15 protein-coding genes are annotated in these 14,944 nt (G+C 44.9%); 10 read left to right on the forward strand and 5 right to left on the reverse strand.

All coding sequences use genetic code 11. The annotated features are described in order from the left end of the window. The first annotated feature begins 223 nt into the window (after positions 1 to 223). The 6 genes from larE to AC5SXE_RS02445 all read left to right on the forward strand — a co-directional run bounded on the left by larE (position 224) and on the right by AC5SXE_RS02445 (position 5,999). A complete protein-coding gene (larE, locus tag AC5SXE_RS02420; protein ID WP_310848364.1) occupies positions 224 to 1,048 on the forward strand; it encodes an ATP-dependent sacrificial sulfur transferase LarE in 825 nt (274 codons plus the stop codon). After that, a complete protein-coding gene (gene larC, locus AC5SXE_RS02425) occupies positions 1,035 to 2,153 on the forward strand; it encodes a nickel pincer cofactor biosynthesis protein LarC (RefSeq protein WP_310848362.1) in 1,119 nt (372 codons plus the stop codon). The genes larE and larC overlap by 14 nt, the downstream gene beginning before the upstream one ends. 142 nt (positions 2,154 to 2,295) lie before the next feature. Beyond that, the gene (locus tag AC5SXE_RS02430; RefSeq protein ID WP_493916481.1) at positions 2,296 to 3,003 is read left to right on the forward strand and encodes a cytochrome c biogenesis CcdA family protein; all 708 of its coding nucleotides are present in this window, start codon (positions 2,296 to 2,298) and stop codon (positions 3,001 to 3,003) included. 58 nt (positions 3,004 to 3,061) lie between these two features. Next, positions 3,062 to 3,538, forward strand: coding sequence for a TlpA family protein disulfide reductase (locus AC5SXE_RS02435; protein WP_493916482.1), 477 nt, complete (start codon positions 3,062 to 3,064; stop codon positions 3,536 to 3,538). A 125-nt stretch (positions 3,539 to 3,663) separates the two neighbouring features. Continuing rightward, positions 3,664 to 4,338: a nitroreductase family protein gene (locus AC5SXE_RS02440; RefSeq protein ID WP_493916483.1), complete on the forward strand. Its 675-nt coding sequence runs from the start codon at positions 3,664 to 3,666 to the stop codon at positions 4,336 to 4,338. Between the two features lie 23 nt (positions 4,339 to 4,361). Beyond that, entirely contained in the window at positions 4,362 to 5,999 is a 1,638-nt protein-coding gene (locus AC5SXE_RS02445; RefSeq protein ID WP_493916484.1) for an MBL fold metallo-hydrolase RNA specificity domain-containing protein, read from the forward strand. A gap of 96 nt (positions 6,000 to 6,095) precedes the next feature. Here the strand turns inward: AC5SXE_RS02445 and AC5SXE_RS02450 are convergent, their stop codons facing one another. The 5 genes from AC5SXE_RS02450 to AC5SXE_RS02470 form a co-directional block, all read right to left on the reverse strand. Further along, positions 6,096 to 9,413 (reverse strand): hypothetical protein, encoded by a 3,318-nt coding sequence (locus AC5SXE_RS02450; protein WP_493916485.1) that lies wholly within the window; start codon positions 9,411 to 9,413, stop codon positions 6,096 to 6,098. 31 nt (positions 9,414 to 9,444) lie between these two features. Further along, positions 9,445 to 9,936, reverse strand: a complete 492-nt coding sequence (locus AC5SXE_RS02455; RefSeq protein ID WP_310848351.1) for a hypothetical protein — start codon at positions 9,934 to 9,936, stop codon at positions 9,445 to 9,447. A 148-nt stretch (positions 9,937 to 10,084) separates the two neighbouring features. Beyond that, the gene (locus tag AC5SXE_RS02460) at positions 10,085 to 10,954 is read right to left on the reverse strand and encodes a thermonuclease family protein (RefSeq protein ID WP_310848349.1); all 870 of its coding nucleotides are present in this window, start codon (positions 10,952 to 10,954) and stop codon (positions 10,085 to 10,087) included. A gap of 4 nt (positions 10,955 to 10,958) precedes the next feature. Continuing rightward, entirely contained in the window at positions 10,959 to 11,405 is a 447-nt protein-coding gene (locus AC5SXE_RS02465) for a PPC domain-containing DNA-binding protein (protein WP_493916486.1), read from the reverse strand. Between the two features lie 90 nt (positions 11,406 to 11,495). Then, positions 11,496 to 12,233, reverse strand: coding sequence for a Rossmann-like domain-containing protein (locus tag AC5SXE_RS02470; RefSeq protein WP_310848345.1), 738 nt, complete (start codon positions 12,231 to 12,233; stop codon positions 11,496 to 11,498). 55 nt (positions 12,234 to 12,288) lie between these two features. Here AC5SXE_RS02470 and rsmG point away from each other — a divergent pair, with 55 nt between their 5' ends. The 4 genes from rsmG to AC5SXE_RS02490 are packed head-to-tail and all read left to right on the forward strand — an operon-like array spanning position 12,289 to position 14,857. After that, on the forward strand, positions 12,289 to 12,987 hold the full coding sequence (gene rsmG, locus AC5SXE_RS02475) for a 16S rRNA (guanine(527)-N(7))-methyltransferase RsmG (RefSeq protein ID WP_493916487.1): 699 nt from the start codon (positions 12,289 to 12,291) through the stop codon (positions 12,985 to 12,987). Between the two features lie 5 nt (positions 12,988 to 12,992). After that, positions 12,993 to 13,766, forward strand: coding sequence for a ParA family protein (locus AC5SXE_RS02480; protein ID WP_310848341.1), 774 nt, complete (start codon positions 12,993 to 12,995; stop codon positions 13,764 to 13,766). Beyond that, a complete protein-coding gene (locus AC5SXE_RS02485; RefSeq protein ID WP_310848339.1) occupies positions 13,742 to 14,611 on the forward strand; it encodes a ParB/RepB/Spo0J family partition protein in 870 nt (289 codons plus the stop codon). Before AC5SXE_RS02480 ends, AC5SXE_RS02485 begins: the two co-directional genes overlap by 25 nt. Before the next feature lie 6 nt (positions 14,612 to 14,617). Beyond that, on the forward strand, positions 14,618 to 14,857 hold the full coding sequence (locus AC5SXE_RS02490) for a sodium-dependent proline transporter (RefSeq protein ID WP_310848336.1): 240 nt from the start codon (positions 14,618 to 14,620) through the stop codon (positions 14,855 to 14,857). Positions 14,858 to 14,944: the final 87 nt, after the last annotated feature.

A 14,944-nucleotide genomic window follows, 5' to 3' on the forward strand; every position in this document is an offset into this window, starting at 1 on the left:
GCGAACTTTGTCCTTAACACTAATTTTTAATTTCGCCGGCGAAAAGCGTATTTTTGCTTAATAGGTTACTAAAAAACCGTCTCTTTCGACGCCATTTAATTATAGGCCAATTATGGTGCGCATTGATATGCCTTATACTTTGTTCATATTGCTACCTTCATTATACGATGAAAATGTATAATAAATTTCAAGGTAACTTCGCAACAGAAAAGAGGGACGAAAGGTGTCAAAATGGACTTCGTTGTTAGATTATATAGGCAGCCATCGAGATATTGTTGTCCTGCTGTCGGGTGGGCTGGATAGCTCATTTTTGACGTACGCATGCTTTAAAGCTAAAAGCAACGTTGTAGCCGTCACATTTTCTTCTCCCCTTATGCCCAAGAAGGAGGTAGAAGATGCAGCGCTAGTGGCGAAAGACTTCGGGATTAAACATTTCGTAATCAATTCGGATGATTTGAGCGTAAGTGAAGTAAGACACAACCATCACAGGCGATGCTATTTTTGCAGGAAGCACAGAGATAATTTGGTTAAAAAATGGATGGATGGCTGCTTTGCCTCAAAAAACTTTGTCATAATGGATGGCGCGACAGATTCGGACTTTAGCGAATACAGGCCCGGCCTTGAGGCAGCGGAAGAAGACAGGGTGCTTCATCCCCTGAGGGAGATGGGTTTTAAAAAAGAAGAGATAAGAAAGTTGGCACGCGAGTTCGGCCTTTCCTTTTGGGACAAACCTTCTTCGCCCTGCCTTGCTACCAGATTCCCCTACGGTACGACCTTAAACGAAGAAGATCTAACTCGAGTTGCCAAGGCTGAAGAATATTTGATTTCTCTTGGCTTTAGAAATGTAAGGGTCAGAAGCTACCAACGCAGTGTTGCTGTTGTGGAGGTATCGCCAAATGACGTAGAAAAAGTATGGGCCATAAAAGACGATGTCAAGAGCGCCCTCTTCGAGTTGGGCTTTCTAGTGGTGGCCGTCGATTTAGAGGGTCATAAAAGCGGTAAGATGGATTACATTTTAAGGGGAGGCGTGGAGCGTGATAATATTTGAACCTCACTTGTCAGGAGTAAGCGGGGATATGCTTTTGGGCGCACTCGTGGACCTTGGCGCTGATTTTTCCCTGCTTGAACGTTTTGTTTCCGTAAAAAATGTGAAGGGCCTGTCGGGCCTTGAGATAAAAAAAGAGAAGTTAAAAAAGAAAGGAATATCTGCTACCAGGATCGAAATTATCCTTGATGAACAGGCTCGCGGGAGACACGGACACGAGATGTTTGAAATTTTAGATCATGCCTCAGAAGCCGTAAGTGCTTCAAGCTGGGCACAGCAAAAGGCAAAAGAAGCGATTCTTTGTTTGCTTGAAGCCGAGGCAAATGTTCACGGAGAAAACGCAAAAGAAGTTCACCTGCATGAGACTGGCAGTTTTGACACCATCTTGGACTGTTTGGGCTATTTCATGCTCCTTGAAAGCTTGGGCGAAAAAGAAATCCTTTCCACCTCCATTTGCGTAGGAAGCGGAGTTGTAAACACTTGTCACGGGTTGCTCCCTGTGCCCGTACCTGCAGTAACTGCTATGGCTTGCAGTAAGGGCATTCCCATCGTCGGAAGCAAAGTCGAAGAAGAGTTGGCCACGCCAACCGGAGTCGCGCTTCTTGCCGTCTCGGCCGTCTTTTGTAAGGCCCTTCCTTCGATTGTGCCGTTAAAGGTTGGATATGGTGCCGGCAGTAAAAACCTTGAAGTGTCAAACGTGCTCAGGGCGACAGTTGCCAGTGAGGAAAACGTAGAAGAAACGATTTTGATTGAGACTACCTTGGACGATATAACGGGCGAGGAAATTGGGTATGCCATTTCCAAGCTGCAAGAAACATCAAAGGAAGTTCACCTCCTTCAAGGCTTGGGCAAGAAAAACAGGCCCGTCTTTGTCTTAAGACTTTTGGTAGATTTAAAAGAATTAGATCTGGCAATAAAGGCTTTGTTCGAACATACCACCACCATTGGTGTAAGGTATTGGCCCGTTTCGAGGGCAAAGATGGAAAGGGCCGTTGAAGCGATTCCTTATGGTGATGGTTTCGTGCGCGTCAAGGTCTCTCGTCACGGTGACCTACAGAAAGAAAAAATTGAGTTCAACGATTTAATGGCTGACAAAGGCGATCAGTGAACCCCATAGCTTATGGAGATGTGTCATTGCAGGCGAACCTCTCCAGTGTTCCCCTATTTTTTAGCGTCCCTGGGTGATGACAAAAATGCTTGGGTGTTGTAGGATATACATATCCAGGTATAGGTATAAAGGGGGGGTTGAGATGATGCCAGAAATTACCTTTACGATTGCTTTTATTGCAGGTTTATTGTCCTTTCTTTCACCCTGTCTTTTGCCCATGGTCCCGGTTTATATCGCCTATCTGGCCGGAGATACTGTAGCACCGTCAGATAGAAGGGAAAGTCCAATTAACCTTAAGGCCTTTTTGCACGCCTTGCTTTTCGTCGCCGGTTTTTCCGTTATCTTTGTACTTTTTGGTGCCTCCGCCACTGCTCTTGGCAAACAACTGATCAAGAATCAAGTCTTGGTCAAAAGGTTGGGAGCTGTGATAGTTATATTTCTTGGGCTTTATATGATGGGCTTATTTGATCTAGTTTTTCTCGAGCGCCAGCGACATTTCAGGATAAAGCCGGTCAAAACCTCTTGGGTGAGGGCTTTCCTTATGGGAATAGCCTTCTCTGCCAGTTGGACGCCTTGCGTTGGCCCCATATTGGCTTCGATATTGGTCATGGCAAGCAATAGCGAGACCGTTAAGGAAGGCGTACTGCTTTTACTTGCATACTCCATGGGGCTTGGATTGCCGTTTTTGGCCGTTGCGTTGTTCGTGGATATATTTGAAAGCTTAATCAAGAAACATACAACCAAGATAATACATATTAAAAAAGTGGCGGGTGTGATTCTAGTCGCAGTTGGGATCTTGATGTTTTTCGATTTCTTTTCAAGGTCATACCTATGGACGCCCCTTTTGTAGTTAGAGAATCATAATCGCGAGGTGATATGTTATGAAAATAAACCGAGGGGTTTCTTTTGTGTCACTGGCATTAATCATTTCTTTGGTCCTTTTTCCCAATGTGGTGGCTCTAGCGAATGCTCAAAAAGGAAAAATAGCGCCTGATTTTGAGGTGGTTGATTTAAAAGGCAATACCTTTAAGCTCTCCGATTTCAATGGGAAGCCTGTATTGCTCAATTTTTGGGCAACTTGGTGTCCTCCCTGCTTGTCCGAGCTGCCTGAGTTTGAGCGTTTCTTCAAAGAACATGGGCAAGAAGTGCATCTGGTTGCCGTAAATTTGACCGTCTCCGAAAAATCCGTAGATTACGTTAAGAGGTTTTTAGAAGATAAGAATCTGTCCTTCCCTGTTTATCTGGACTCTCATGGTTTAACAGCGCAACATTATCTTGTGCGCTATGTCCCAACCAGCTACTTTTTGGACGAGAACCTCGAAGTAAAAGAGATTCATATCGGGCCTTTAAGGTATGAAGAAATAGTGCAGAAATTTGGCTTGTGACTGCTTTGACCTAAGAGCTCTAACTTTATCCCTTTAATATTTTCACCAAAGATTTCGTGGACATAGGATAGTTGTATGTTATACTTTAAATAAAGGTTAAGCTTAAACGAGGAGATGATAGGGCGATGAACGGGCTGCTTCCTGAGATAGCAGGCTGGGCGAGTATTAGAAGGTATGACACTCGTCCTGTTCCAAAGGACGTCATAAAAAGAATTTTGGAGGCGGCAAGGCGCGCTCCCAGCTGGGCCAACGTCCAGCCCTGGCATTTTATAGTAGTCAGGGAAAGGGCAATGAAGTCGCAGTTGCGCCAATTAGCTGTGGGCCAACCCTTCGTTGAGACCGCCGATAGCGTTGTAGTTTGCTGCGGCGATATGTCGGCTTGGTCCAAGGAGCAAAGGTTGAAACAGATGCGCTCCTTATCGCAAGCTTTAGGACGAAGCTTCAACGAAGAAAAGGCAAAGGAATCGCTTAATGATCCGGCCTATAATCCCCTTTTAAGGGGCAAGGATGTCTTGGTTGCTAGATTGTATGAGCAGCTGTCTTTGGCGATAGCCTTTATGATCCTGCAGGCTAAACACGAAGGAGTTGGAAGTTGCATCGTTGGAGCTTTTGCGAATGAAATTACTGCCGTCAATATGGATCTCTACAATAAAACTTGTCGTGATCTGGGACTTCCTCAAGATATGATGATTTTAACCCTAGTGACGCTGGGGTATCCTCTGGAAGATCCGCAACCTCGACCCCGCAAGCCCTTTGATGAGGTCGTCTCCTTGGAAAGGTACCGCAATCCATTTGCCTAACTCTTTAGAAAGGAGTGTTTTTCGTGCGTCTTGGGATTTATGGTGCTGCTGAAGAAGTAACCGGGTCGTTATATTTATTGGAGCACGACGGAAGAAGAGTTCTCGTAGATTGCGGAACTTTTCAGGGACAGGACGAGGACAAGAAAAACAGCGAACCCTTCCCCTTTGATGCAAGTACAATTGATGCTGCATTGTTAACCCATGCCCACTTAGACCATTCTGGACGCATTCCCCTGCTCGTTAAAAGAGGGTTTCGGGGGAAAATTTATGCAACCACGCCGACGCTTGAGTTGTGCGAAATTTTGTGGAGAGATTCCGCCCGTTTGATGTGGGAGGAAGCCGAATGGAAAACGAGAAAGAATAAAAGAAAGGGCCTTCCCCCAGTTTCGCCTCTTTTCACGGAAGAGGAAGTAGACAAGGCTTTAGAGTTTTTTGCTCCACTTTCTTACGACGATATATTTGAGATTGTACCCGAAATTAAAGTACGCTTCCGAGATGCAGGTCACATTTTAGGAAGCTCCATCATTGAAGTTTGGATTGGTAAAGAAAGCGTGAAGTTGGTTTTTTCCGGTGACTTAGGACAGCAGGTCACGGTTTTGGATAGAAACCCTGCTGTCATCAATGACGCGGACTATGTAATAATAGAGTCCACCTACGGAGATCGAAACCATAAAAGTCTCGATGATACGAGGAATGAATTTGCCTCCATAATTGAGGAATCCTTGAGGGATCGCTCGAAGATCTTGATCCCCACCTTTGTAGTTGACAGGGTGCAAAGATTGCTATACGAGTTGACATTACTTCAAGAAAAAGGCATATTAAGCGATGATATTCCCATATATTTTGACTCTCCGATGGGTGTAAAGACGACCAGAGTATACAGAAAGTATTCTTCCCTACTCTCCTCTGAGGTTCAAGACAGACTCCTAAAAAATTTAGATCCCTTTAGCCCGAGGGGATTAAAAGAGGTCATAACGCCACAAGAATCCAAGAAGATCAATGACGTTTCCTTTGCCATAGTATTAGCCGGAAGCGGCATGGCAAATGGTGGAAGGATTGTTCATCACTTAAAACATAATCTGTGGAATCCTCGAAGTCATCTTATATTTGTGGGCTATCAGGCTGAAGGGACACTGGGCCGTAGAATAATAGACGGAGCAAGGTTTGTCAAAGTTGCAGGCGAAGAAGTGGCTGTCAAATGCAAAGCACATACTATTGGAGGCTTTTCCGCTCATGGCGGACAAGATGACCTTCTTGCCTGGGCTTCGAACTTTAAAACAAACCCGGTATTTCTCGTCACCCATGGCGAAAGAAAGGCCTCAAACTTTTTAGCTAGAGAGCTAAAAAAAATTGGGTTCGAGGCCCTCGTTCCTCAGAAGGGCTATGAAATGCTTCTTGCTCGCGGGCGGCCGACCGTAGAAAGAAAGATCGAGGCCCTTGCCGAAAGGCCTTTTAAGGATCTCCAGGGCATTGTCAAGGACATGGACATTTTGTTGGCAAGTTTGAGCGATGCGCTTGAAGGCGTAGAAATTGTCGAAGACATGGAAGCGCTCCTTCTTTCAGCCAAGGTATTGCTTGAAGTGGCCAACCAGAGGGTTGCAACCAAAATCGAAGTTACACAAAGCGAGACAAAAGACAATTATCCCCCCTCAACCTTTTAACGTAAATTTTCGCTGTCAAGCAAATAGGGGCCATCGTTTTAAACGTAACCGGACGATGACCCCTATTGTGTTGCAATCCTCTGTTTAGTTATTAGATTAATTCTTGAATATCTTTTCAAGAATGGTCTTTTTGATCACGTCTTCGGGGCTTTCTTGCTTTTCTACAGGTGCTTTGTCTTCTTCGGGAACGATGCTTTCTGAAGCATCCTTTTCTCCCTCCGGCCTTGAGACGTTAAAATCGGAAATCTTTGGGGAATCGAGGGTTCCCGCTAACTTAAAGCGCACATCTCTGAAATCGGACTGCTTCGATCCTTCCAGCAAACCACTCAAGAATCCCTTTACGGCCGTTTCTAAGCCCTCTCCGGCAAGTATGCCACCTTTTACTCCCCCAACAATGGCGTTTATGGCTTGTACGTTCAAGTGACCGTAACATGAGAGGTTAAGTTTCCCATCGTATCTTATGGTGCCATCGGCTCCGAAGTAAGTATACATGGGATCGCCCTTTGGAGCATACACTTGCGTGCCCGGAAGAAGCGTCAATGCCATTGAATCCAAGATGTATCTTCCTTCTATCGCTCGGTAATTTATGGAACTTTTGCCGTATGCTGCGGATACGATTTTTACGATCTTAAAATCAGAGATTTTCCCTTCGCCAATGCTGAAAGAGCCGTTACCGTCTATGTTTTTGCCTAAAACACCGTTACCCGCGAATTGAAAATTGCCCTTTCCGGAAATGTGTCCTTCCAAGGGGAATAAGTCGTGTAATAATGAATCTATGTTGACGCCTGTGACGTTCAAGGAAGTATCCCAATTAAAATTGGTCAATGCAAAAGAACCCTTCCCCGAAGCTTTGCCTTCGTAAAGCTCAGCGCTTATGCTTTGACTAGTTATTTTATTATCCTTAATATTAAAGGGAATCTTTATGCTACTGGCCTTAAGACCATAAGCTCCTGCTTCTGGGGACGTCGCTTCTCCTGTTCCCTCGAAGCCTCTTTCATCGTAGATGATGTTTGCTTTAACATCCATGGCGCCAGTCAATTTTAATTTATCGGCGCCCTTCATTGTTTTTGCCATCTCTTTTAGATCCAGGCCATTACCGGAGACGTCGAGCTTTAACTTAAGCGATTTATCGTAATTGATATCACCGCTTGCCGTTAATGATCCCCCACCTGCCTTGGCATTAAATGATTTAATTTGTAGCGAATTCCAAAGCCCTTCAACGCCCGTCGACACGTCCGTCAGCGAAAAGCCGGCAAAGGCAATCTGCGGAGAAGTCGCATCGACTGCGATAGCTATATTTGGAAGGGACCCCTTAAACTGAGCCTTGATGTCTGCCTTTCCTTCCAAAGGCAGTTTTAATCCAAAATCATTGACGCTGGATAATTTGGCTCCCTCAACGGTTACATCAAAAACCACGGCCGGATTTTGATCCTTAGGCATTGTAATTTGACCCGAAGCCTGAAGATTGCCCTGTAAGAGACGTCCCTTGACATCGCCAACGGTTATTTTCTCGGCCTCAGCTTTTATGGAAGCTGTCAAGTCCTGTAATGGTGCGAAGGAAGGCGTGCCTATCGCCGAAGCCTTAATGAAGGCCGAGAGGGTGGCTAACGGATTTTTGTCCAAAGGTTTCAAGCTTGTCGATCCGGAAAGATTGTTTGCCGACATGCCGTAGAAAGCGAGCTTGTTTGAGTAAAAATCGAGCGCTAATTCCGGAGAGCTCAAGGGACCCTTTAATGTCCATTGAGAAGAAACAACGCCTGCAAGATCGTAGCTTGATAGTTGAGGAACAAGCTGCTTTAAATTAGAAAGGTTTAACCCGTCTACTCTGCCCTCTAAATTGAGCATGGCAGCCTTAGTTATGTCACTAATTTTACCGGCACCTTTTATGCTGGCGCCACGCCACGATGCGGAAAAGGCTTTCAAGCTCAGGACATTATCTTTAAACTCAAAGTTCACGAAGGGCGATATAAGCTGTTCCTTTGCGAACACCAAGCCCTCTGACCAAGTCTTACCCGAGATCAAAAAAGAATGGACATCTTTTAGCGAGCCGCTTATGGTCACCTCCCCCGAGGCATTTCCCTTGATGGGGAATTCCTTTAAAGAAGGTAAAAAAGTTTTTGCCGTCTCAAGCGATGCATTTTGCCATGATAACGACACGTTCACAAATTGCCCTTTAGAAAGATCGATGTCGCCCCTGGCTTTAAGAGGCGTCTTATTCCAGCGAGAAGAGGCGTCAAACTTCACGGTTTTGCCCTTTTCAATTTTCACGTTTGCCTCGACTTCTTCTAAAGTCTGGCCCATGACGGAAAGCTTCTTGGAGGAAAGAAGGGCATTGCCAGATAATTCCATTGCCATACCCGAGAGCTTAACGTTAACTTTGCTGACAATGCCAGATATTTTTCCGCCCATTTGTGGGAAAGATTTCGCTATTAGGTTTAGATCTATGTCTTTACCTTCTAAATTGAGATCGAGATGAGGCGGCAAGTTTCTCAGTGACATGACGATATTGCCCTTTATGACGCCATTTAGGATGTTGGCATCGATGTCTTGAAAGTGAAGCTCATTTTTTGCGTATTTCCAGCTGGCCCCTGCTCTTTCAACAGGCAAGCCCACAAGCATTCCTTGACTGAATGTTATATCGCCCATTCCTTGAACTTCGGGCACTTTGCCGATTAACTTAATTTTACCGCCCAGCTTTCCGGCCAACAGCTGTTCCTTTAACGGAGGCCACAGGTTCTTTAACCGCTCTAGATCGAGGTTTTTAACTTTTCCCTCAAGATCTAGCTCTGGCATCACGGTTCCAGAAAAAAAGATTTCCCCATCGGCTATTTGCAGACTCAAGTTTTCAATCTTGATCCCATCTTTAATCAATATGGTAGCATTACCTTTAGCTAGCACATCGTTGTAAGATGCGTCTAATGTCGCCTTAATTGCGTTCATTTCGGGCTTTATTTCGATATTTCTTAAATCAATAGTGCCGAAGGGACCTTTTATTTCACTTGATTTGATGTTTATAGCCCCCAAAGGCAATTCTCCCTCTGTGCCCTTGGGCTCGAAGCTTTTCGCTAGCTCAACTATTTTGTCAAAATCAAAAAGCGCACCGTCCAAGACCACGGACTTTAGATATAACTTCCCACCGATTAAAGCTAGCAAACTGGGTTTGGCTTCCAATTGTTTTATTGAAAAGATTTCTTCATCTTCTTTGGATAGAGCCAGGTTCTTTAAAGTATATCCTTTTATGGGGTTGCCAGAGACCGCCTCTAAGGTCAAATCGACCCCCAGGGCGTCCTTTGCCGCCTTAGGCGCCATTTCCTCAACTATCCCCGTGCCTACATCAAAAATCGCGACGATTAGCACGAGAAGAATTGCTATGATGGCAACGCCAACCAGTATGTATTTTCCTTTAACCTTCATTACCGATCACCACCTAAATGGAACCGCTCGTTTAAAATATTACGTTTTTTATCGAGATCATTATTTTTTTGCCCTTTTCGACTTTTACCTTAGGTCCGCTTAATTTTTCTCCATTTTTGCCTACCTTTACTTTGACATTCTCGGGTTGTTCCCAGGGATCAAAGACGGCTTTTAGCTTTAAAAATTTAACCCAGTCCTTATTTTTCCATTCCTTTGGAAGGTCTATCATTATGAAGAAATGTCCGGGAGTTATATTAACCTTTACATCATGGTCCTTCCCCTTATCGTCGTCTAGTTTCGGGATCGACACCTTTACATTAAGGGTAGACCCTGGCGGTAGATCTGTCTCTCCGCGGATATGCAATTTGTGTCCTTTCAGGGATACCTCGGTGATGTCAAGCTTGCCGAACAGTTGATCGGCATATAGGCTCTTCGAGGGGATAAAAAACAAAAGTGATAATATACAAAGTAAAAATATGGTAAAAAGAAAATACCCTTTTTTACTGTACACTCCTTTAAGCATTGCCTGCCACCTCCATGGCGATATCTTGCCATTCTTTCATTTCAACTTTATTTTAACCGATGCAATCTGGGAATACGGACAGTAATTTTACTCAATGGGCTTTTCACCATGGAGTAATCATCTCTTGCTCTAATTCGTCATTTACATCTCATGCTGCCATATATAATTCGCTGGCACCATTTTTTAGGATGCAACCAAAGGGCATTGCTGTTTTTGCAATTTCGATGACCTGAGCTGGATCGGATATTACAATCTCTGCCCCTAAAAAAGAGGCGGTTATCTTGCCAACAACTTTTATCCGCTTCCCGGTCAGGGAGTCCTTAACTTTAAGTAAATGTTTATTGTTATCGTAAATGACGAGGTAACATCGGCTGCCACTTTGTGATAATAACCACCTCGATCCGGACTTTTTGACTTCGTCTATCCTTATGTCGATGGTCACATAACTACCAGCCAAGTATGGTAATTCAGCATAAATTTGGCTTGGAGTAAATATCCTTTTACGTGCCAGCTTCCAAAGGCCTAAGTTTTGGCTTCGCGCCCTTTTCGTTGCTTCCATTATGCCTCCAAGATATTTCCCGTTAGGAGGAATGAAGAAAGGCAAAGCCAATCCCTTCTCTATCAGTGTTTCATTGACCATCTTTTCACCATTTTCAGTGTTTACCCAAACGTAAGCAAGCAATCTGCCGTATTTATCCCTCTCTTCTTTGTCAAGTTCTATCCTAATCTTTTTATTTAAAACAAGCGAAGCGTTAAAGATTTTGGCCTCCTTGGCAAGTTCTTCTTCCCTGCGACGAGGATGGTGCAGTTCGGGGGTATCTATCAATAAATATCGGATTGTCTCTTTTTTGCCTTGGTTGGTTAACGTTACGATGGTATCGCCATCGACAATGTCAGTGACGAGAGCCTCTTTTTCTCCCGAATTTAGGAATAACGAAAAAAGACTTATTAAAAAAGCGGCAAGGAGCACTTTTCGGACAAGGCCTTTTCTGCCCCCTGCCGCAAAGGGATTCCTCACGACTTTACTTTCCTTTTAGCTCCGGGAATAGCCTAAGCAGTCCCTCTCCTTCTTTGATCCGCTTCAGAGCTATGTTTGTTGGCAGTAAGAATACTAGTTCGTTGGCCTGGTGTACCGTGGCGCTGAACAAATGGCCTCCAAGGGTATTTAAATCTGAATCGCCGAGTATTACATGAAAGTGCATGTGGATTTCCCCGTCCTCTTTTTCGTTAACCGATCCTGTCATGGAAAGAAGTTCCATCGGTTCGCTGAAAACTTTCTTTTTGTATTCCTCTCCGCTAAACCATCCTATCTCAACATCTTTCATCATTCCTACCGAAGAAACCAAGACTGCTGATCCTATTCCCTCGTTTTTCAAAATAGCTGTAAGTTCTTTAAAAAAATCATCATCCTCTTTCAGGCGCACTATTAGATAATTTTTGTTCCGAGCGTAAATGTTTTTACAAGACATGACGGTCTCCCCCTTCTTCATACTCTTTGCGCTACATTATGTTATCATGAAATTCTATGGCAAAATGCTTGAGCTGGCCAGGTTAAAAATTTATATTGGATAAACCTCCCACGATAAAAATTCACAATCCCAGCAACTGCCGCCTGCTGCAATGTATTTAAGCAAATGATTCGCTTTTGAATGCGATATTCTGGGTTGCGCTACGAATTTTATCCCCAACCAGCTTAAAAGCTCCGGAAGCCAAGGGACCCCTGGTCCTAAGAGGACCACATTTTCGGTACTTTTTATCAACTTCTCCAATGAGAATAATTGTCTGTCCCTGAGGGCTTGAAAGGTGATCCAAAGCCAATCGGCATCGTTAAGCAAATGTGGTCCAACCCACGAAGGAAGGACGCGAGGCTTCCTGGAGAAGTCATCCAAAACGAAGGGTTTTAAATTTAAATTATTGAACAAAAGAACTAAAGGTTGTTCGTAACCTATTAGATACAACTTCTTAGGGTTAAGATCTTTTAAAAATCTACTCAAGGGTCTCCCTTTTGTTTTGATGGGGGCAAGGGCTGACGCCGCGGCGCTTGCGATCGCGAATTCCTGCGGGTAGGGCGATACCATAAGTTCCACCAGCTCATGGGCCGATGCATTTAGAAGGCGCTGAGTCTGAGAGGAATAGGACTCGAAGGTTTCGAGATTTCTTCGGGTGGGCACGGATCCTAAGCCATAGCGGCCGTCCCGAAACAGGACAATACTGCCATGCCACCCCAGGACGATCTCGCTGACTTCGCCATCGGGAAAGGAACGGAGTTCTTTCAGGATTGTTTCAAATATTCGCAATCCTATACCCCCTTTATATGAGATATTATATTATCAATATGAGGTGAAGGGGTCAGTGAAGACTAAAATAAAGGAGATACCGCGAGATGTCGCGGAAAAGCTAATTAACGCTAACAGAGAAAAATTGATGGATTATGCTGACGTCCTATCGAAAGCCAATGTACGCGCAAGGCTGACTGGTTCGATCGATTATCGGGATATTTTCGATGAACATATAATAGATTGTGCCATGGCGCTTCCATTGTTGCCCCTTAAAGCGAAAGTTATTGACGTTGGAACGGGAGGCGGGTTGCCAGGGATTGTTTGGGCTATATGTAGGAACGACGTTTCGGTGGTCCTTTTGGATAGCGTTAAGAAGAAATGCGCGGCGCTTGAAGATATTGTGAGAATCTTAAGCCTAGAAAATGTCCAAGTTTGCTGTGCTAGGGCTGAAGAGTTCGCTAGCCTGAACCAAGAAAAGTATGACGTTGCTACAGCACGTGCCGTTGCCCATTTGGGAGTTTTGCTCGAGTACTTTTCTCCCTTTGTAAAAATTGGAGGGAGATGCATTGCTTTCAAGGGGCCTCGTGCATTCGAAGAATTAAGGGAATTTCACGGCAAGGAAAAGATACTGGGATGGTCTGGGCTTGAAATTTGGGGATACGACGTATCTGGTAAGAGGTTATTTATTTTTACGTGGCAGAAGGCCAGCGATGCCGAAATAAAACTTCCCAGGAGAGTTGGAATCCCCGAAAAAAGGCCGTGGTGGAGGTGAAGTTTTTGCGAATTATAGCTATCGCAAATCAAAAAGGTGGAGTGGGCAAGACTACTTCCTGTGTGAACATAGCGGCCGCCTTGGGGTACAAGGGAAGAAAGGTGCTCATAGTTGACATGGATCCACAAGGCCACAGCACAAGCGGTTTAGGGCTCGATAAGAGCAAGTTGTCCCACAGCGTGTATGATGTATTGATCAATGACCTGAAGCCTAGAGATGCCCTTTGCTCTACGCCATGGAAGGGCGTTTCCATTTTGCCCGCCAGACTAGAACTTGCCGGAGCGGAGGTCGAGTTGGTTGGGTTGCTGAGTCGGGAGACCAGGCTAGTCAGGGCTTTATCTGATTTGAAAGACTTTGACCTCGTTTTCATAGACTGCCCTCCCTCGCTGGGTCTTTTGACGGTCAATGCTTTAGCGGCTGCGGAAACAGTGATCGTTCCCATACAATGCGAATATTATGCACTGGAAGGCTTGTCGCAGCTGGTTGGTACGATTGAACTGATAAGGCACCATTTAAATGAAAAGCTGCACATTGGGGGAGTCATTTTAACCATGTACGACGCCAGGACGAACCTGTCCAAAGAGGTTGCGGACGAAGTACGAAGACAATTCCCAGGGGTTGTGTTTTCTTCGGTAATACCTCGAAACGTCCGAATCTCTGAAGCTCCAAGCTATGGTCAGCCCATCATTTATTACGATCCCCAGTGTGTTGGCTCAATGGCCTATATGTCTTTGGCCGAGGAGGTGGAGGAAAGGTGGCTAAATCAAAAAAGGCCTTAGGAAGGGGTTTGGATGCCCTATTTGCTTCCTCCGTTAAGGATGAAGTTATAAGCCAACAGAAAGACAGGGGTCTTTTACCCATAGATGAAATTAAAACTTCTTCCTTTCAGCCGAGGCAAAACATGAGCGACGAAGGCTTAAAATCTTTGGCTCAATCCATTAAAGAACACGGGATCCTGCAACCCTTGATAGTTAGGCGCTCGAAAGAAGGCTACGAGATAGTTGCTGGAGAGAGGCGATTGAAAGCGGCAAAACTTGCGGGGTTGACGGAAGTTCCCGTCGTGATGACTGATTTAAGCGACGTCGAATCCCTTGAGGTCGCTTTGGTCGAGAACTTGCAAAGGGAAGATTTATCCTCCATTGAAGTGGCTCGCTCGCTTGCTGAGATGATTGACCGTTTCGGCATGACTCATGGGGAGATAGCTTCTCGCTTGGGCTGGAGTCGTCCTGCCGTGTCAAACAAGCTTAGGTTGCTCGATTTGCCCCTTGAAATACAAAAGTTGTTGGAGGAAGAAAAATTATCTGAAGGACATGCGCGAATCCTTTTGGGATTGGCCTCGAAGGAGGAACAAATCGCACTTGCACGAAAGTGCGTCGCCCATTCCTGGTCTGTGCGCAGGCTCGAAAAGGAGATAAACAGGGTTAAAAAAACACCGGATCGGAAACAAAGGAGCTCTGCCACAGTGGAATTGCCGCTGGGCCGAAAGCTAGGCCTTAAGATAGTGGTCAAAAAGTCAGAAGACGATAGTAAAGTGATAATAGGAGGTTTAGATGACCTGAAGGTCAATAAAATAATTAGTTTCCTGGAAAAATATATCGAGTCACTCTTTGACGAAGGCGTGTAGCTTTCCATGAACTTTAAGTTTGATGTCAAGGATTTAGTGATATTCACGAAAATAGTGTCCTCGGGCCTGCTAATCGTTGGGTTTATTTTGCTTGGTTACTACGCGGGTCTATATTTCGAGAATAAATATGATTTGGCCCAATCAACCCCTGTATGGGGAGCTTTGATCGGTGCGGTGTTAGGGCTGCTGCAATGCTGGAAGATGATCAAGTCAATAGTGGACCAACTTCGAGGAGATTCAAAATGAAATTTAAGGCTTGTAAAAGGAGACATAAGCGACGGACCTGGGGTGACACTTTTGGATGTGGTCGCCTAATTGCCAATAAGGCAGGCC

This window comes from Acetomicrobium sp., assembly GCF_059026225.1.

What these genes read in the sequence shown, in the direction of transcription:
- AC5SXE_RS02465 (WP_493916486.1), bottom strand. Translation starts at nt 11,405, where the DNA reads ATGTCTTGTAAAAACATTTACGCTCGGAACAAAAATTATCTAATAGTG.
- AC5SXE_RS02455 (WP_310848351.1), bottom strand. Translation starts at nt 9,936, where the DNA reads ATGCTTAAAGGAGTGTACAGTAAAAAAGGGTATTTTCTTTTTACCATA.
- AC5SXE_RS02490 (WP_310848336.1), top strand. Translation starts at nt 14,618, where the DNA reads ATGAACTTTAAGTTTGATGTCAAGGATTTAGTGATATTCACGAAAATA.
- AC5SXE_RS02450 (WP_493916485.1), bottom strand. Translation starts at nt 9,413, where the DNA reads ATGAAGGTTAAAGGAAAATACATACTGGTTGGCGTTGCCATCATAGCA.
- AC5SXE_RS02440 (WP_493916483.1), top strand. Translation starts at nt 3,664, where the DNA reads ATGAACGGGCTGCTTCCTGAGATAGCAGGCTGGGCGAGTATTAGAAGG.
- AC5SXE_RS02430 (WP_493916481.1), top strand. Translation starts at nt 2,296, where the DNA reads ATGATGCCAGAAATTACCTTTACGATTGCTTTTATTGCAGGTTTATTG.